The organism is uncultured Dokdonia sp. (assembly GCF_937910895.1).
GTDB lineage: Bacteria > Bacteroidota > Bacteroidia > Flavobacteriales > Flavobacteriaceae > Dokdonia.
This window is the reverse complement of the sequence record NZ_CALEMI010000144.1, coordinates 1-18496: the sequence shown is the minus strand read 5'-3', so window position 1 is coordinate 18496 and position 18496 is coordinate 1. Positions and strand designations below refer to the sequence as shown.

The following is an 18496-nucleotide window of genomic DNA, read 5'->3' as shown; positions in this document are numbered from 1 at the left end:
TTAAGACAGCAGATGGTTCGTGTTCAGCATACTCTTGGACTAAATAAAGGAGTAATAATGGATGGAAGAGATATTGGTACAGTTGTTTTTCCAAAAGCAGAATTAAAATTTTTTCTTGAAGCAACGATGGAGCTTAGAGCTAAAGGACGTTTTGATGAGTTATCAAAAATTAGAAAATACAGAGAATCTATTCCAGATTGGATGGATGCGGTTGGAGAAAAAGCATTAGGAAAACAATGGGATAAAGAGCTTGCTGCATTAAATACACAAGCACCCGTGGTATTAAGAGCCAATAGCCTTAAAACAACGCCTAAAGATTTACGTAATGTGCTTGCCGATCAAGACATAGATACAAAACTTGTTGATGGCTACCCTGATGCTGTGGAGTTAATAGAACGTAAGAATGTATTTACTTCAGAAGCATTTAAAAATGGTTTTTTTGAAGTACAGGATGCTTCTTCTCAACGTGTTGCTCGTTTTCTAGATGTACAACCTACGATGCGTGTTGTTGATACTTGTGCAGGTGCAGGAGGTAAAACACTACATCTTGCCGCACTGATGGAAAACAAAGGGCAAATCATTGCAATGGATATCTATGAAGGAAAGCTTAAAGAACTGAAAAGACGTGCGAAGCGTGCTGGAGCTCATAATATAGAAACCCGTGTAATTGATACGACCAAAGTGTTCAAAAAACTGTACGGTAAGGCTGATCGAGTTTTAATAGATGCTCCTTGTACAGGATTAGGAACCATAAAAAGAAGCCCAGATCTAAAATGGAAACTTCAACCAGACTTTGTTCAAAAAGTAATTGACCGTCAAGCAGAACTTTTACAATCGTATAGTAAAATTGTAAAGCCTGGAGGAAAAATGGTGTATGCAACCTGTTCTATATTGCCTCAAGAAAATCAAGAACAAATCAAATCTTTTTTAGCTACTGAAGAAGGAGTTCATTTTTCTCTTGAAAAAGACCAAACAATAAGTCCAGCAAAAACTGGATATGATGGATTCTATATGGCTTTGCTTTCGCGAAAAGCGTAAAAACTTTAAAAAAACATGAAAAAACTAGTACTCCTATTTATTACTATTTGTATAACATCACTAAACGCACAACAACCTTATTATGACGATGTAGATCTCACACTTACAGGACAAGATTTATATTGGGAATTACAACTGAAACTTTCTTCTTTTAATGAAGATTATAATTATGGAGATGTGAGAGATTCTTTTTTAATTACAGATCTAGATCCTACCAATAGTAATGATGTATTATTAGTGTATGGTTTTAATGATACTGATGGTGATTGTACTACGGATAGGACTAGAGATAAGGATAATTTTGGAGGAGATAATTGCGAGTATAATCGTGAACACGTATTTCCAAGGAGTAGATCAGTGCCTCCTATGGGAGATGCTGTAAACAGTGCAACTGGTATTGTTGCAGATCCGCATAATTTACGTCCTAGTGATGTACAACGCAATGGAAATCGTGGCTCTAAAAGATTTGACGATGGTTCTGGAAATTCTGGAGATGTAAATTCTGGAAATTGGTATCCTGGAGATGAATGGAAAGGAGATGTTGCTCGTATTATTATGTATATGTATGTACGGTATGGAGAACAGTGTCTTCCTGAATTTACAGGAATAGGTCCTACTGAAGATGGAACAGATATGCTTCAAGTTTTTCTAGATTGGAATGTAGAAGATCCTGTATCAGCTGTAGAAGATCAACGCAATCCACAATTAGAGATTGAATACGGGAGTCGTAATCCTTTTATTGATAATCCTAGTTTTGCTACCTTAATATGGGGAGGAACTCCAGCCGAAGATCGTTTTGATCTTTTAAGTACAGATAGTTTTGAAACTACTGTTGTTACTATTTATCCAAATCCAGCCACAAACGTTGTCACGATAACAGCCACTCAAGTATTGCAAGATATTAGACTATATGATCTCACTGGTAAAGTTGTATTAGAAATTCCATCTGATATGACAACAACCAAAACCATAGAAACTTCAAATTTATCTTCTGGCATATACCTGATGCGCATGCAAAATAATGTGCAGAAGTTAATTATTAAATAGTTTTCTCTTAGTTACTATGGAGACTTTACAACATAAAAAAGGCGAGCATTGCTCGCCTTTTTTATGTTGTAAAATATTCTTTTACTGCACGATAACTCTTGCTGTTTTATATCCTTGAGGATTTCTACTACCAAGACGTATTAAGTACACTCCAGATGCCATAGCGTTCAAATCTAATGTAATACCATAGCCATTATTTCTTCTTGAAATTTGCTTATAAGTAAGCTGTTGCCCAAGAGTGTTGTATACTGCCATAAATAATAGACCATCAAACGTAGTTGTCAAGTCTACATCAAAACGATTATTCCCTAACGTACTTACCACTAAATCTCCATCTTGAATAGCTTGCTCTTCTACACTCAACGTACCCGTAATATTAGCTGTATAATCATTAGTCCTACCAAAAGCCAAATTACCACAAGGGTCTAATACATTACCCGCAGTACTTTCGTCTTCTCCTCTTAGTCTCATTCTATGTGTACCATTCGTAACTGCTGGAATAGACTCAAAATCAACTGTAAATGTAAAATCAGTATTTGCATTAGCTACAAAATCATTGGCAACTAATTCTTCTGTTTCAAAAATACCATTATCATTAAAGTCAATCCATAATGCATATACAGAATCATTAAAGCCCATTTGTAATATCCCTTCAAACGGATTATCATTTAAAACAAAGTTGAATACAATATCTGTATCATCACTATATCCTGCTGGTGAACTTCCACAATTGGTGGTGATATCTTGATCTGCTAGTGCAAACTGTGTAACTCCGTCATCAAATCCGGCGCAGTTAGAGGTAGGTTGACAAAGATTATTTTGTATGGTCTCACATGTAGAATCATTTGATGGATCTCCATCATTAGTTAAAACTGTTGAAGCACAAAGTACATATTCTTGAAAAGCAGATATGTCTATGGTTTGTGCAAATGTGTACTCTATTGTTTCTCCAGAAACAACAGGCCCAGCAACAACTTCTGTAATCATTGTACCATCTAAATCATACGTTACATCAAAATTTGATTGAACTGAAGTTCCAAAATTTTCTATTACAATGGTTACCGATTCTGCATCTGAAAGGTTTTCTCCTGATTCTGGAGCTGTAATTGCTATAACACCTAGATCATTTGCAAACAGATGTTTTACCATTTCTGTAGTACAATTATTACTTTCAAATTGATCTCCTGTTAGGTCTGTACAAACTGTAACATCGTATGTTTGTCCTTCTGTCGATAAGTCTACCGTTTGCGTAAATGTATAATTTACAGAAGTTCCCGCAGAGATCGTTCCTGTAAAAACTTCATTAGCAACCACCATATTATCAACACTAAGTGTTACGGGTACATTTGATATATCTTCTATCCCAAAATTTCTAATCTCTATCTCTACACTTTCAGTGCTTGTTAACGTACCGTCCATTGGAGATATAATGGCACTTATTCCTGCATCTATTTCAAAACCATTAGAAAGACGAAAAGAAGCAATACCAGTTACCCAAAAGTTATTTGATGAAAAATACTCTGCAGTATGCCAAAATGTAAAGTTATCTGGATCCATCGTAAGCTGAGAATAATCCCCAAAACGATTTGTCGTTGATTGTACCCCTACGCCATTTACAATAGTCTCTTCTGGAAGTGTCATTGTTCCTAAGGGATCATCTGCAAATCTTCCTGTATACGCAATACCTACTGGCATATCTTCACTTCCGATATTGAAAGCAAGACCTATATTTCCTTGTGCATCTATAGCACCACTTCCCATAAAACGACTATTACCATCTCCTGGCGCATACGTTCCTTCTTGGTGAACAGTCCAATCATTAGTATCATTGTTTCGCAATTCAACCCAACGGATTCCGGCGGTTGTATTATCTCCCAAAGCATCAACATTAAAAGTCACCAACCAAGAATTATGGTTCTCAAAAGGTCTATAATGAGCAGCATAAGAGATCACTCCTGTGATCATATCAAGGCGCTGGTTAGTTCCTGGTTGCTGTAATTCTCCATTACCAAATGGAGCTAGAAAGGAATCAAACGGAGATAAAGGAATTTCAAGCGGTGCAGATACTGTGGAATTTCCGGGTGTATCAAAATCGATATCAAGTTCCCATACTTTTAAATGGTCAAAGGCTGCTCCCCAACCGTCATCTTGTAAATATGTAATGTATCCTGGCGTTGAAGGATCAAAGTCTGTCCCCAGAAGATATGCAGGCTCTGGGCTAAAAACTGTATTTGGATTATTGATAACACCTGGTAAGTTAAAACCAAAAATTTGAGGATCATCGCCCCCTGCTATCATAACATCTCTTTCAAGTGCATATACATTTTCACCACCCTTATTGGCAGTCATGTAATAGGCATCATGCCATACCGCATAATGAGGGTAATCTGGAAAGGAATCTAAAGGGAATTCATATAAAAAATAAGAGCCTGTTGGATCTGGAGTCTCAGAAATAGCAATAGCAAGTCCGTTATTAGAAGTATTAAATTGACTCACAAACCAACGGTCTGCCAATTGATCATACATAATTATTGGATCTCCACTGTTTTGTCCATCTCCTATAAAGTTTCCTAAAGAAGTAGGCCCAGCAAGCACATTTCCTGATTTATCAAAAATCTTAACAACAACATTTACAGCATGGACATAATGATTAGGCCCTACTGCTCCAGATGGATCTGGAGGTAGTGCACCTCCTTCGGCTGCTGTAATTCCAACAAAATTTTGATCAAGAGTACGCTGCTGTAAAGCCATATTGACTGTAGACTGTCGTATAGGATCTTCCCCAACAGGAAGAGAATTTTCACTAACATATCCATTTACAGGAAAATTATTAGGTACAATTCTGTAATCTGTCTTACCGTCAGGAGCTTCTGTTATAAGAGGAAAATCACGTAATGGTATTGTTTTTCCAAGGAAAGTACCTTGTCCGATACTTCCAGGTGGCGTAGTATCCTGTGCAAATAAATGTATGGTGGCTAGTAAAGCCAATACATATAAAATAGTTTTTTTCATAAGAAATAAGTTGAATGAAGTTTTGTTACTATATAAACAACTAAGGTATAATTTTCCCTACCTAATTAAATAATATATTTAAAGAATTGAAGATCGGCTTTTATCTATACTGAGTGTATTCATTGGATTTTGAAAAAACACATATTTGAATCTTTTGATAAGCAGATTATAAATTTAAGCTCTTTGTTATTAATGGTATGTAGCTTTTATACGCTTTCGCGAAAGCGTACTCAATAAAAAAAGGTGAGCAATGCCCACCTTTTTCATAACTGTATGTTAAGTTCTATTTTACTAGAATCTTCTCTGTTTTAAATCGGCTTGATCCTATCGCCATCATTTTCACAAAGTAAACACCCGATGCAACATTAGACATATCTAATGCTACTCTAAATGTATTTCCTTCTTTTTGTACTTTCTTATACTTTAACTGTTGACCTAGTGAATTATATACGCCAATAAAAACGTTTCCTTCTAACGTTGAAGTTAATGCAACGTCAAAGTATTCATTATCTAAAGTAGCTATCGTGAATGTTGAATTTGCAAATGCCATATCATCCAAACCTAAAGTATCATCTATAATGACGGTATAATCTTGTACTTCTCCAAATGCAAAACTAGAACACGCATTGTTGATATCACCACTGGCAGAACTATCTATTGCTTTTGCTCTTAAAATGTGACTTCCAATAGGTGATCCTGGAGGAATTACTAAATTAAAATCTTCGAGAACACCAGCTTGTTGAAAGAATTCACCTGCAATGAGTTGCTCTGAAGTTTCAAAATCTCCATTATCATTAAAATCAATCCACACAGATAACACCTCTACACCTGGTCCGCCAGCCCAATTTTGCTGTGCTTGCAGGATATATTCGTTTTGACCAGCAACATTACTTAACGTTGTAGATAAGTTTGTTCTATTTGCATATCCTTGAGGACTACTATCTGGCTCTGTATTACATCCATTTCCTCCATCATCTGCACTAATTGTATTCAAAACAAATTGTTTGATCCCATCTATATTACATCCATTTGTAGCTATAGGCATACAAATATTTAATAAATTAATACTAGCTTCATCGTTAGAAGTGTCTTGATCTCCTGATAAATTTGTTTTAGACACAATCGTATGGTTTCCGGCTTCACTAATATCTGCCTGTTCAGCAAATGTAAAACTCACGGTTGCTAATGGAGGTACATTCCCTGTAAAGGTTTCTACTACAGGAGATCCATCATCTAGTATATATTGAACATCAAAGTTTGATTGTGCAGCGCCTCCATAGTTTGTAATATCAATAGTAACATCCTCTACGCCCAACATTCCCGAAGTAGGTGATGTAATTTGGGCTACGCCTATATCATTAGCAAAAAGATGTGTCACTTCAATAGAAGCATCATTATTTATTACTTGTTGATCTCCATCTAGTAGTGTACTCGCAGAAACTACGTAGGTTTGATTTTCTATACTTAAATCTACAGTTGCTGTAAATACATAGTTAGCAGAATCTCCAGCGAGAATCGTACCTGTGAACGTTTCATTAGCGATAAGTACGTCGTCTAATCGTAATTCTAAAGGAATATTCGATTGATCTTCTGTTCCAAAGTTTCTGATTATGACTTCTACGGTTTCTGTAGCCGTAAGATCTCCTGTAGAAGGGGATACAAAACCATTAACGCCAACATCTGTTGCAAAACCATCAGATAGCCTAAATGATGCTATTCTTGTCGCCCAAACATTATTAGATTGGAAGTATTGAGTGGTATGCCAGAATGTAAACTCATTTGGATCCAAAGTCATGTGTGCATAATCTCCAAAACGATTTGAAAAAGTTTGTACACCTGGTCCATCAAAAATAATATTTTCTTCTACAGTCATTTGACCCAACGGATCAGTAGCAAATCGTCCTGTATGACGAATTCCCACTGGCATCGTAGAACCCGCAATGTTGTAAGCCAACCCAATATTACCTTGAGCATCCATAGCAGCACTACTCATAAAACGGCTATTGCCATCATCTGGAGCAAACGTCCCTTCCTGAAAAACAGACCAAGTTGTATTTGCCTCTGTATTACGGAGCTCTATCCAACGTATGCCGGAGGTGTTGTTTCCATCTACATCTACATTAAATGTGATGACCCAAGAGTTATGATCTTCAAAAGTTCTATAATTTGCCATATACGATATAATACCACCTTGACCTGCTAAATCTTGGTCAGTACTAGGTTGATCTATATCTCCAACCCCAAACGGAGCAAATAAAGAATCAAAAGAGTCTACTAGAATTTCTTGTGGATTGGCAGATATGGTAGAGTTGGCTGTATTATCCCAATCTATATTTGCTTCCCATACTAATAAATTATCAGCATCAATATTTCCATTCCAAGAATCATCTTGTAAATACACAAAGAATCCTGGGGTATCGTCTGGATATGCATAACCTGTTAAATTTGCAGATGCAGCACTAAAGATGGTCGTAGGATTTGCAAATTGTCCTGTAAGATTTAGTCCTACGATTTGAGGATCAGAACCACCTGCTAGCATAACATCTCTTTCTAGAACAAAAACCTCTCTAGGATTAAATCCACCTCCACCACCAGTACCATTGGTCGTTAAGTAATATCCGTCTGGCCACACTGAGTAATGTGGATAATCTTCAAATTGTCCACTAAGAAATTCATAAACATTATACGATCCTGTAGGATCTGCTGTTTCTGATATTCCAACGACTAATGATAGTGCACCAGCACCAAATTGACTTACCAGCCATCTGTCTGCTAATTGATCGTATAAAATGATAGGATCCCCATTATTAGCATTATTCCCTAAAAATGTACCTAAAGCTACAGGACCTACAAGTAAACCTCCTGTTTTATCATATATTGAAATTGCTGAGTTGACAGCTTGTGCATAGTGATTAGGTCCTACAGCTCCCGTAGGATCTGGTGGTATAAAACCAGACTGAGTTCCATTTATACCAGGAAAGTTAGCTTCAATAGCATTATTAGCCTGTAAAGGTCCCATTTCTCGTTGTAGCGTAGCTTCAGAACTAGATAGTCCTTCTACTAAATTTTCAAACGAACCTTCATAACGGTTAGGAACTATAGTGAGTTCTTCAATTCCAAAATTATGATTTTGTAACGTAGCAAAATCTCTAAGAGGCACTGTTTTACCCTTATAAATAGCTTGCGATGTGGAACTAGGTCCCTGTGTTTCTTGCGCATAGACTCCTAAACTAATAAAGAGCATCAACACAAATAATGTTGTGGATTTTTTCATGAATTTGTAGTTTTTATAGTAAATAGTAGCGAAAATAAACATATATCATAATAAAATCTTAATTATTTCTTAATAATTAAGAGAATTTATAAAATCCCAGTATAGATCAAAGAGGTTAAAAACATGTTTATAATATATGTAAGCAATCCTATTTAATCGTGCATATTTTAGCTAAAAAATGTAAATTTGCTGTTTATTTAACATCACAGACTACCTGTATGATTTACTTCTTCGGAAACCCAAAAGAAACTGTATTTGCAGTTCAATGCAACCAAGATTTAACGCAAGAAGATAGCCTAAAGCTACTATGGCTTTTTGGTAATCAGCCTAAGATAGAAGCGTCCACAATAGACGCTTTTTTTATTGGACCTCGTGCTACGATGATTACACCTTGGAGTACCAATGCTGTAGAAATCACCCAAAATATGGGTATTGATCATATCATAAGAATAGAAGAATTCACTTCGTCATCAGAAAATGATATAGCTTTTGATCCTATGATTTCTCAAAAATACACAAGCCTTCATCAAGATATTTTTACCTTCAATATAGAGCCCGAAGCCATCATAGAATTAGATGATATAAGCGCCTATAATGAGCAAGAAGGTCTCGCTCTTAATGAAGAAGAAGTTCTCTATTTAGAAACTGTTTCCAAAAAAATAGGAAGAAAACTTACTGACTCCGAAGTGTTTGGTTTTAGTCAGGTAAATTCGGAGCATTGCCGTCATAAAATATTTAATGGCACCTTTGTGATAGATGGAGAAGAAATGCCTTCTTCCCTATTTAAATTGATCAAAAAGACAGCAGCAGAAAACCCTAATACGATTGTTTCGGCTTACAAAGATAATGTTGCTTTTATAGAAGGACCGCGCGTGACACAATTTGCACCTAAAACAGCAGATAAGCCCGATTTCTATCAAGAAACCATATTTGATAGTGTGATTTCGCTTAAAGCGGAAACCCATAATTTCCCCACAACAGTAGAACCTTTTAATGGAGCTGCTACAGGATCTGGAGGAGAAATACGAGATCGTCTTGCTGGCGGAAAAGGATCATTACCACTCGCAGGGACAGCCGTATATATGACTCCGTATTCTAGATTGCAAGAAGATAGACCTTGGGAAGAAAACATGCCTGCTAGAAAATGGTTATACCAAAATCCCATAGACCTCTTAATAAAAGCATCTAATGGCGCTTCAGACTTTGGAAATAAGTTTGGACAACCCCTCATTGCTGGGTCAGTACTTACGTTTGAGCACCAAGAAGAAGGACGCAGATTAGGCTATGATAAAGTCATCATGCAAGCGGGAGGTATCGGCTATGGAAAAAAAGACCAAGCGCTAAAAGACACCCCTAAAGAAGGTGATAAAATCGTAATCTTAGGAGGTGAAAATTACCGTATCGGAATGGGAGGTGCCGCTGTATCTTCGGCAGATACTGGAGCATTTAGTTCTGGTATTGAGCTAAACGCTATACAACGCTCGAATCCTGAAATGCAAAAACGTGCTGCAAATGCGATACGCGGACTCGTAGAAAGTGAAGAAAACCCGATTGTTTCTATACATGATCACGGAGCAGGAGGACATTTAAATTGTCTTTCAGAACTAGTAGAAGAAACAGGAGGGCTTATAGATCTTGATCAACTTCCAGTAGGAGATAAAACCTTATCGGCAAAAGAAATTATTGGTAATGAATCACAAGAACGTATGGGACTTGTGATTGGTGAAAAAGATATGGAAATGCTTAAGCGGATTTCAGAACGTGAGCGCTCCCCTATGTATGAAGTAGGAGAAGTAACTAACGATCATCGTTTTGCATTTGTAAGTAAGTCTACTAGAAAATCTCCTATGAATCTTGCTTTAGAAGATATGTTTGGTAGTTCGCCAAAAACAGTGATGGTTGATAAAACGATTCATCGTACCTATAAAAATCCAACCTATCAATTAGAGCACTTTCATGAGTATCTAGACCAAGTGCTTCAACTAGAAGCCGTAGGTTGTAAAGACTGGCTTACCAATAAAGTAGATCGTTGTGTAGGTGGGCGCGTTGCCAAACAACAATGTGCAGGTCCCTTACAACTTCCGCTTAACAATGTTGGAGTGATGGCACTTGATTATAAAAGTACAGAAGGGATCGCTACGTCCATCGGACACTCTCCCGTAAGCGGACTTATTGATCCTGTTGCTGGAAGTAAAAATAGTATTGCTGAAGCCCTGACAAACATAGTATGGGCGCCACTTACAGACAATCTAAAGTCTGTAAGTCTCTCTGCCAACTGGATGTGGCCGTGTAAAAATGAAGGTGAAGATGCACGTTTATACAAAGCCGTTCAAGCGATTTCTGACTTTGCTATCAACTTAGGAATCAATGTTCCTACAGGAAAGGATAGCCTTTCTATGAAACAAAAATATCCTGACGGAGATGTGATTGCACCGGGTACGGTAGTGATTTCGGCGGCGGGAAGTTGTCTTGATATTAATAAGGTTGTAGAACCTGTCTTAAGAAAAGGCGGAGGAAGTATCTATTATATCAATATGTCTCAGGATTCCTACAAACTAGGAGGATCTAGCTTTGCGCAAGTATGCAAGACTATCGGAAATGAAGCACCTTCTGTTATGGATGATTCCGCTTTCGCGAAAGCGTTCCATACCCTACAACATCTTATCAAAAAGGATTTGATTTTAGCAGGACATGACGTGGCAAGTGGAGGATTAATCACCACATTATTAGAAATGTGTTTTGCAGATACAGAACTAGGCGCTACTATAAATTTATCTGATTTAGGAGAAGAAGATCTGATCAAAGTACTATTTGCAGAAAATGCAGGTGTGGTTTTTCAAGCAAGAAATGAAAGCGTCGAAACTATTTTAAAAGAGCAAGGCGTTTCTTTTTCAAAAATTGGAACCGCCACACAGGGTGACACCTTAGAAATAAAAAATCACGGTGTTGAGTTAGGACTTACCGTATCTTCTTTACGAGATACTTGGTATAAAACATCGTACTTATTAGATAGTAAACAAACAGCAAATGGTCTGGCTAAAGAACGATTTGACAACTATAAAACACAACCACTATTTTATATGTTTCCTGGACATTTTACAGGAAAACGTCCGCAAATAGATACAAGCAGACCAAGACCTAAAGCAGCAATCTTAAGAGAAAAAGGAAGTAACTCTGAAAGAGAGATGGCAAATGCGATGTATCTAGCTGGTTTTGATGTGAAAGATGTACACATGACCGATTTGATTTCTGGAAGAGAAACCCTAGAAGATATTCAATTTATAGGTGCTGTAGGTGGTTTTTCTAATAGTGACGTATTAGGATCTGCAAAGGGATGGGCAGGAGCTTTCTTATATAATGAGAAAGCAAACAAAGCGCTCAAAAACTTCTTTGCAAGAGAAGATACTATGTCTATCGGGATCTGTAATGGATGTCAACTATTCTTAGAATTGGATCTTATTAATCCTGAGCATGAGCAATTATCAAAAATGACGTATAATGACTCTAAGAAACATGAGAGTGGCTTTGTAAGTGTGATTATTGCGAATAATAGTAAGAGTATTATGTTGGCATCGTTAGCAGGGACTTCGCTAGGCGTTTGGATCAGTCATGGAGAAGGTAAATTTAACCTCCCTATGCAAGAATATGAATACAATGTTGTAGCAAAATACGATTACCATGGATATCCTGGAAATCCAAATGGATCTGACTATGATACCGCAATGCTTTGTGATAAAACAGGACGTCATCTCGTTACGATGCCACATATAGAACGTTCGATTTTTCCTTGGAACTGGCCACATTATATGTATGGAAGACAAGATGAAGTGTCGCCTTGGTTAGAAGCATTTGAAAATGCTCGCAGATGGATTGAATTAAAAAATTCTAAATAAAACAAGGCAACGGTAGGAATACAGAGCGTTGAATTGTTTTATAATATGTACAGTATACAAACCCCTGAATTAATGAAAAAAGCCTATTTGATCGTATTTCTATTTTCTTTTTTTGCAATTAGTGCACAAGAGAAATTAGAAAAATACCAACGAGCTAAAATATCTTTTAATCAAGATAGTGACCTATCACGATTACAACAACTTGATATCCCCGCAGATCATGGAATTAAGAAAAAAGATCACTTCATTATTTCTGATTTTTCTGTCAGTGAACTTGAGCGTGCACACCTTAATGGATTCCAAGTAGAGGTCTTGATTGATGATGTAAGACAACACCTCGCCGAACAAAATAGACAAAACATCCCTTTGCAGAGAAATGCAAGTTGTAATCAAAACACGGGAGAAAACTATCCTACACCAGATAATTTCAATTTAGGCTCTTTAGGAGGATATATGACGTATCAAGAATTTCTAGATGAACTTGACGATATGCATGATTTATATCCCAACTTAATCACAGCTAGAGACGGAATCAGTGATTTTTTAACCGAAGGACAACCTGATAACTCTGTAACACCTTCTATAGGTGGAAATAGAATTGAATGGGTGAAAATAAGTGATAACCCAAACGACAACAGTGAAGGCGAAGCGCAACTATTATATACAAGTATTCATCATGCCCGTGAGTTTGCAACACTTTCGGAATTAATCTTCTATATGTGGTATCTATTAGAGAACTATGATACCAATCCTGAAATACAAAGCATCTTAAATAATACAGAATTGTATTTTGTGCCTGTTGTAAATCCAGATGGATATTTATACAATCAGGTATTGGATCCTTCAAACGGTCAAGGGTTCTGGCGTAAAAACAGAAAAAATGGAAACGGTGTTGATAATAACCGTAACTACAATTACCATATTAATGGAGATCCAAATAATGGTTCTTGGGGTGGACCTGGAGCTTCAGCAAATCCAGATTCAAGTACATATCACGGTCCTGCTCCTTTTTCTGAAATAGAAAACCAAGCCATCAAATGGTTTGTAGAACAGCACGACTTTGTCATTGCCTTAAATAATCACTCTTTTGGAAGATTATTATATTATCCTTTTGGTTATGCTGATGTAGCAACACCAGATGATGCACTTTATCAAGGAATAGGTGCTGAACTCACCTCTCAAAACGGATATAATGCCCTTAGAGATTCACCATTTTCTGGAGATAGCGACGATTTTATGTATGGCACTGTAGGTACACATGACAAGATATTTGCATTTACACCAGAAATAAATAATGATTTTTATCCTCCTTCAAATCAAATTGAAGATATCGCTAGAGAAATGATGTTCCTTAATCTTACGGCTGCAAAAATGAGCAACAATTATGGAACCCTATCAGATACGTCTTCTCTTTTTATTGATAACACCACACCAAACGCTTCTTTTAATCTTCGCAGATTAGGAATCAATGGATCTGGAGACTTTACCGTAAGTATCAATCCTGTATCTAGCAATATTATATCTGTAGGAAGTCCTGTTACCTTTTCTGGACTTGCCACACTTGAAGATCAAGATGGTACCATAGGCTTTACATTAGCAAATACAATAGCTGCTGGTGAAGCTGTAGAATATGAACTCGTTGTAAATAATGGCTCTTTTGATATTGCTATCGCTGTTTCTAAAATATTTGGAGAATCAGAACAGGTTTTCTTTGATAATGGAAATAGTTCGACGACAAACTTTGAGGCAAATGATTGGGGAGTGACTACTATTATTTTTGAATCCGCGCCAACATCTATTACAGACTCTCCAAATGGAAATTATAGCAATAATGAAAACTCTTCTATTGTTATCAACACACCTATCGATTTAACCGAAGCCGTATCGGCATCTGTTTCTTTTTATGCTGCATGGGAAATAGAAAATACATGGGATTATGTGCAGTTTGAAATCTCGACAGATAATGGAGCTACTTGGATTCCGCAATGTGGTAATTTTACAACAGAAGGAACCAATATACAACCTGCGGGAGAGCCATTATATGACGGAACACAGCCTGACTTTGTGTTAGAAGAAATTTCGCTTTCGGAGTATCTTGGAGAAGAAATCATTGCCCGATTCCAATTAGTTTCTGATGGTGAGGTAAGACGGGATGGATTTTATTTTGATGATCTAGAATTTCTAGTGATCAATCAAGAAGAATTATCTGTAGGTGAGAATATTCTTCAAGGATTTACTGTGTTTCCAAACCCAGTAAGAGACTTCTTAACCATTCAAGCACCACAAGGCGAATACACGACAACTATTTATAACATACAGGGGCAACGTGTATCTGAAACAGCAACACATATTGGAAATGCACAATTAGATTATAGCAGCTATGCAAAAGGGATTTACTTTATAAAAATAACCTCCAATAATGCTATAAAAACAATCAAGGTGATCAAAGAGTAAGCTTTTGCGACATCTATAAAATCTATAAAAGCCTAACGCGAACGTTAGGCTTTTCTTTTTTTCACACGCCTTCTTATTGCCTTTTGGATAAGCCTTAGTATAACTCATTTATTTAAAGAGGTATGCATTTCGAAAAATATCCTACAGGATTTTAACATAATCTCATTAAATACCATCATTTTTTCATATTTTGCATGATAAATTATAGTATATGGAAATTACGAGACTTTTTGATTTCCCTTATTACCAGTTAGAGAAAAATAATATCTCTGATGCTCTTTGCACAAAGAAAAATGGTGTTTGGGAAGCTACTTCAACTCAAGAATATATAAACAAAGCAAATGCGTTGAGTCGTGGGTTATTGCGTTTAGGTGTAAAACCAAATGATAAAATTGCACTGATATCCATGAACAATAGAACAGAATGGAATATTTGTGATATTGGAATACTCCAACTAGGAGCACAAAATGTACCTATTTATCCTACCATTTCTATGGAGGACTATGCGTATGTTTTAAATCATTCTGAATCGACCTACTGTTTTGTTTCTTGTGCTGAAGTGCATGGAAAGATTTCTGCTATTATGGATCAAGTTCCTTCATTGAAAGCCGTGTATTCTTTTGATGAATTAGATGCCTGTGATCATTGGACAAAGGTTCTAGAACTTGGCGCAGATGAGAGCAATCAAGATGAAGTAGAAAAGCTAAAAAGTAATGTCAAGACGGACGATTTAGCTACGCTTATATACACTTCTGGTACTACTGGAAGACCTAAAGGAGTGATGCTATCTCATAAAAATATAGTAAGTAATGCATTGGCAAGTTCACATAGACTTCCTATTCCAGATCACGATGTCCGTGCGTTAAGTTTCCTTCCTGTATGTCATATCTATGAACGTATGTTGATGTATTTATATCAATACCTGAGCGTGTCTATTTACTTTGCAGAGTCCTTAGAAACGATAAGTGACAACCTTAAAGAAGTAAAACCTGTAGTCATGACTGCTGTACCTAGACTTTTAGAAAAGGTATATGATAAAATTATAGCAAAAGGAGCTGATCTTTCTGGGATCAAAAAAGCGCTGTTCTTTTGGGCGGTTAAAATTGGATTACAATATAAACCGTATGGAGAAAATGGATGGTGGTATGAAAAAAAATTAGCTCTTGCACGTAAACTTATTTTTTCTAAATGGAAAGAAGGATTAGGAGGAAATCTACAACTTATCGCTTCGGGTAGTGCGGCGTTACAACCAAGACTTGCTCGTATTTTTAATGCCGCAGAAATGGGTATTATGGAAGGATACGGACTTACAGAAACATCGCCAGTATGCTCTGTAAATGATATGCGTAATGGCGGTTTTAGAGTAGGCACTGTAGGAAAGCTACTCCCAGGTGTTGAAGTAAAAATAGCCCAAGATGGAGAGATTCTTGTAAAAGGACCTAATGTGATGTTAGGATACTATAAAGATCAAGAAAAAACAGATGAAGTCATTAAAGATGGATACTTCCATACGGGAGATATTGGAGAGATTGATAGCGATGGCTTCTTAAAAATAACCGATCGTAAAAAAGAGATGTTTAAAACATCGGGAGGTAAATATGTAGCACCTCAATTACTCGAGAATAGATTTAAGCAAACCTTATTTATAGAACAAATCATGGTTGTAGGTGATGGCGAAAAAATGCCAGCAGCATTGATACAACCTAACTTTGATTTCTTAACCGATTGGGCAGACAAGAAGGGAATTACCTATACAGATCACGCAGATCTTATTGCTAAAGAGCGCGTCGTAGAACGGTATCAAAAAGAAGTTGATCTAGCAAATGAGACCTTTGCAAAATGGGAAAAAGTAAAACAATTTCGTTTAACACCAGATATTTGGTCTGTAGAAGATGGACACCTCACTCCTACTATGAAGCTAAAACGCAAAATCATTAAAGAAAAATATATGGCATTATATAATGATATATATGGTCATACAGAATAAATGATAACACATACCTGAAGACAAAAACTCCGTTACAATAGTGTGACGGAGTTTTTTTATGCCTTATAAGTACTTGCTTTTTTTGCTTTCGCGAACCTGCCTCGCCAGCAAGTAGGAGCAGAAATACAATAAAAAACTAAAATAATAGTTACATAACTATAAAAATAGTTGTTTAACTAAAAAAATCGTTATACATTTACTTTGTGAAGAGTCATCCTCTTAAAATAGGAATCTTATCAAGATATCAATCAGAAAGTATTCAATCATTAAAAGTTACCCGCCTATGCGGGCAGAAATATGGAAAAATTAACAAATAAAGAAGAAGAGATTATGCACGCCTTATGGCAATTAGAAAAAGCTTTTGTAAAAGAAGTGGTTTCTGAGTTACCTGAAGGAAATCACTATAATACCGTATCAACTATTGTGCGTAATCTTGAAGAAAAGGGATATGTGGCTCATACTGCTTATGGAAAAACACATCAATATTATCCTGTGGTTACTATAGAATCTTATCGTAAACAATTTATGCAAACAGCAACGCAAAAGTATTTTGACAGCTCTTACAAAGAGGTCGTTTCATTTTTTGCAAAAGAAGAAAAGATTTCTGCTACTGAATTAAGAGAAATTCTAGCCATTATTGAAAACAAAGAAAGTAAAGCGTAGTTTATTATCAAGAACTCTCCATTCTAAGAGCAAATTAAAAACGTATGGAAACATTCATTTACATCACAAAGAGCATAGCCATCCTCTCTATATTTTATGTCATCTATCGGATCGTGCTACAAAAAGACACTTTTTTTTCGGCGAACAGACATTATTTATTGTCTGGCATTATCGCAGCCTTCATTGTTCCTTTTATACAGTACACACATACCACATATAGAGACATTCCTATTCTAGATACTTCTATGATGGAAAATACGTCGTTTGTCGCTACTGTTGCGACAAGTATGCAACCACCACAAGAAGCCATTATCATTGACTGGTGGGAAATTGCTCTTATTATATATGGAATTGGTTTTGTTGTTATGATTTCACGTTTAGGGATACAACTTATTTCATTACATAAATTAATTGCTGCGTATCCTAAAGTATATAAAGACGGATATAACTATGTCCAAATTACTGATAAAACTATTACCCCTTTTTCTTTCTTTAAAACAATATGTTACAATCCTAATTTACATACGCCTAAAGAGCTAGATATGATCTTAGCTCATGAAAAAATTCACGTACGCCAACGGCATACAATTGACATCTTACTTACACAATGTATTTTGGCAATACAATGGCTTAATCCGCTGGCATGGTTGTATAAAGAAAGCTTAGAGCAAAACTTAGAGTTTATAGCAGATAACGGAGCCATCCAAGAGGTTTCTTCTTCTCAAGAATATCAACGCACACTGGTCAAGGTCTCATCAACCGTCGTACAGCCAGCGCTTACTAATAATTTTTATCATTCATTAATCAAAAAACGAATCGTTATGTTACAAAAATCACAATCCAAAACCATTTCAAAATTTAAGTATTTGATCATTCTACCAGTATTGCTGGCAATGCTTACAATTGTTTCCTGTACTCAAGATGATTCACAAATTTCTGCAAAAGATGAAACCGCCGCAGCTAAGAAGTCTGCCGAACAGATTGCTGACATAAAGCAGTATCTCAAAACAGACAACATTTTACTTGATTGTGGAACTGGCTATGGTCGGGTAGCCAAATATTTGTTGCCCGAGATGCCACTTGGTGGATACGTTGGTGTGGACAGTTCGTATGAGATGTTGACGCTAT

General features: G+C 36.4%; 9 protein-coding genes. 7 read left to right on the top strand and 2 right to left on the bottom strand.

Annotation, left to right across the window (positions count from 1 at the left end; all coding sequences use genetic code 11):
• Positions 1–1038, top strand: a 1038-nt coding sequence (locus Q0505_RS17155) for a (d)CMP kinase (RefSeq protein WP_299215522.1), incomplete at its 5' end; no start/stop codon positions are given.
• Between the two features lie 15 nt (positions 1039–1053).
• Positions 1054–2085, top strand: a complete 1032-nt coding sequence (locus Q0505_RS17150) for an endonuclease (protein ID WP_299215520.1) — start codon at positions 1054–1056, stop codon at positions 2083–2085.
• Positions 2086–2166: 81 nt separating this feature from the next.
• Here the strand turns inward: Q0505_RS17150 and Q0505_RS17145 are convergent, their stop codons facing one another.
• Both Q0505_RS17145 and Q0505_RS17140 read right to left on the bottom strand, forming a co-directional pair.
• Complete coding sequence (locus tag Q0505_RS17145; protein WP_299215519.1) at positions 2167–5097, bottom strand: GEVED domain-containing protein; 2931 nt, start codon at positions 5095–5097, stop codon at positions 2167–2169.
• Between the two features lie 283 nt (positions 5098–5380).
• Positions 5381–8371, bottom strand: coding sequence for a GEVED domain-containing protein (locus Q0505_RS17140; protein ID WP_299215517.1), 2991 nt, complete (start codon positions 8369–8371; stop codon positions 5381–5383).
• A 218-nt stretch (positions 8372–8589) separates the two neighbouring features.
• On the opposite strand from Q0505_RS17140, the gene purL reads away from it, so the two are divergent.
• The 5 genes from purL to Q0505_RS17115 form a co-directional block, all read left to right on the top strand.
• Positions 8590–12264, top strand: coding sequence for a phosphoribosylformylglycinamidine synthase (gene purL, locus Q0505_RS17135; protein ID WP_299215515.1), 3675 nt, complete (start codon positions 8590–8592; stop codon positions 12262–12264).
• A 72-nt stretch (positions 12265–12336) separates the two neighbouring features.
• On the top strand, positions 12337–14718 hold the full coding sequence (locus tag Q0505_RS17130) for a M14 family zinc carboxypeptidase (RefSeq protein ID WP_299215513.1): 2382 nt from the start codon (positions 12337–12339) through the stop codon (positions 14716–14718).
• A gap of 211 nt (positions 14719–14929) precedes the next feature.
• Positions 14930–16705, top strand: a complete 1776-nt coding sequence (locus Q0505_RS17125) for a long-chain fatty acid--CoA ligase (RefSeq protein WP_299215511.1) — start codon at positions 14930–14932, stop codon at positions 16703–16705.
• A gap of 297 nt (positions 16706–17002) precedes the next feature.
• Positions 17003–17368 carry a BlaI/MecI/CopY family transcriptional regulator gene (locus Q0505_RS17120; protein WP_299215509.1) on the top strand — a complete coding sequence of 122 codons (366 nt, stop codon included), beginning with the start codon at positions 17003–17005 and terminating at the stop codon, positions 17366–17368.
• Positions 17369–17412: 44 nt separating this feature from the next.
• Positions 17413–18496 (top strand): M56 family metallopeptidase (locus Q0505_RS17115; RefSeq protein ID WP_299215507.1); only part of this gene is annotated, 1084 nt, incomplete at its 3' end.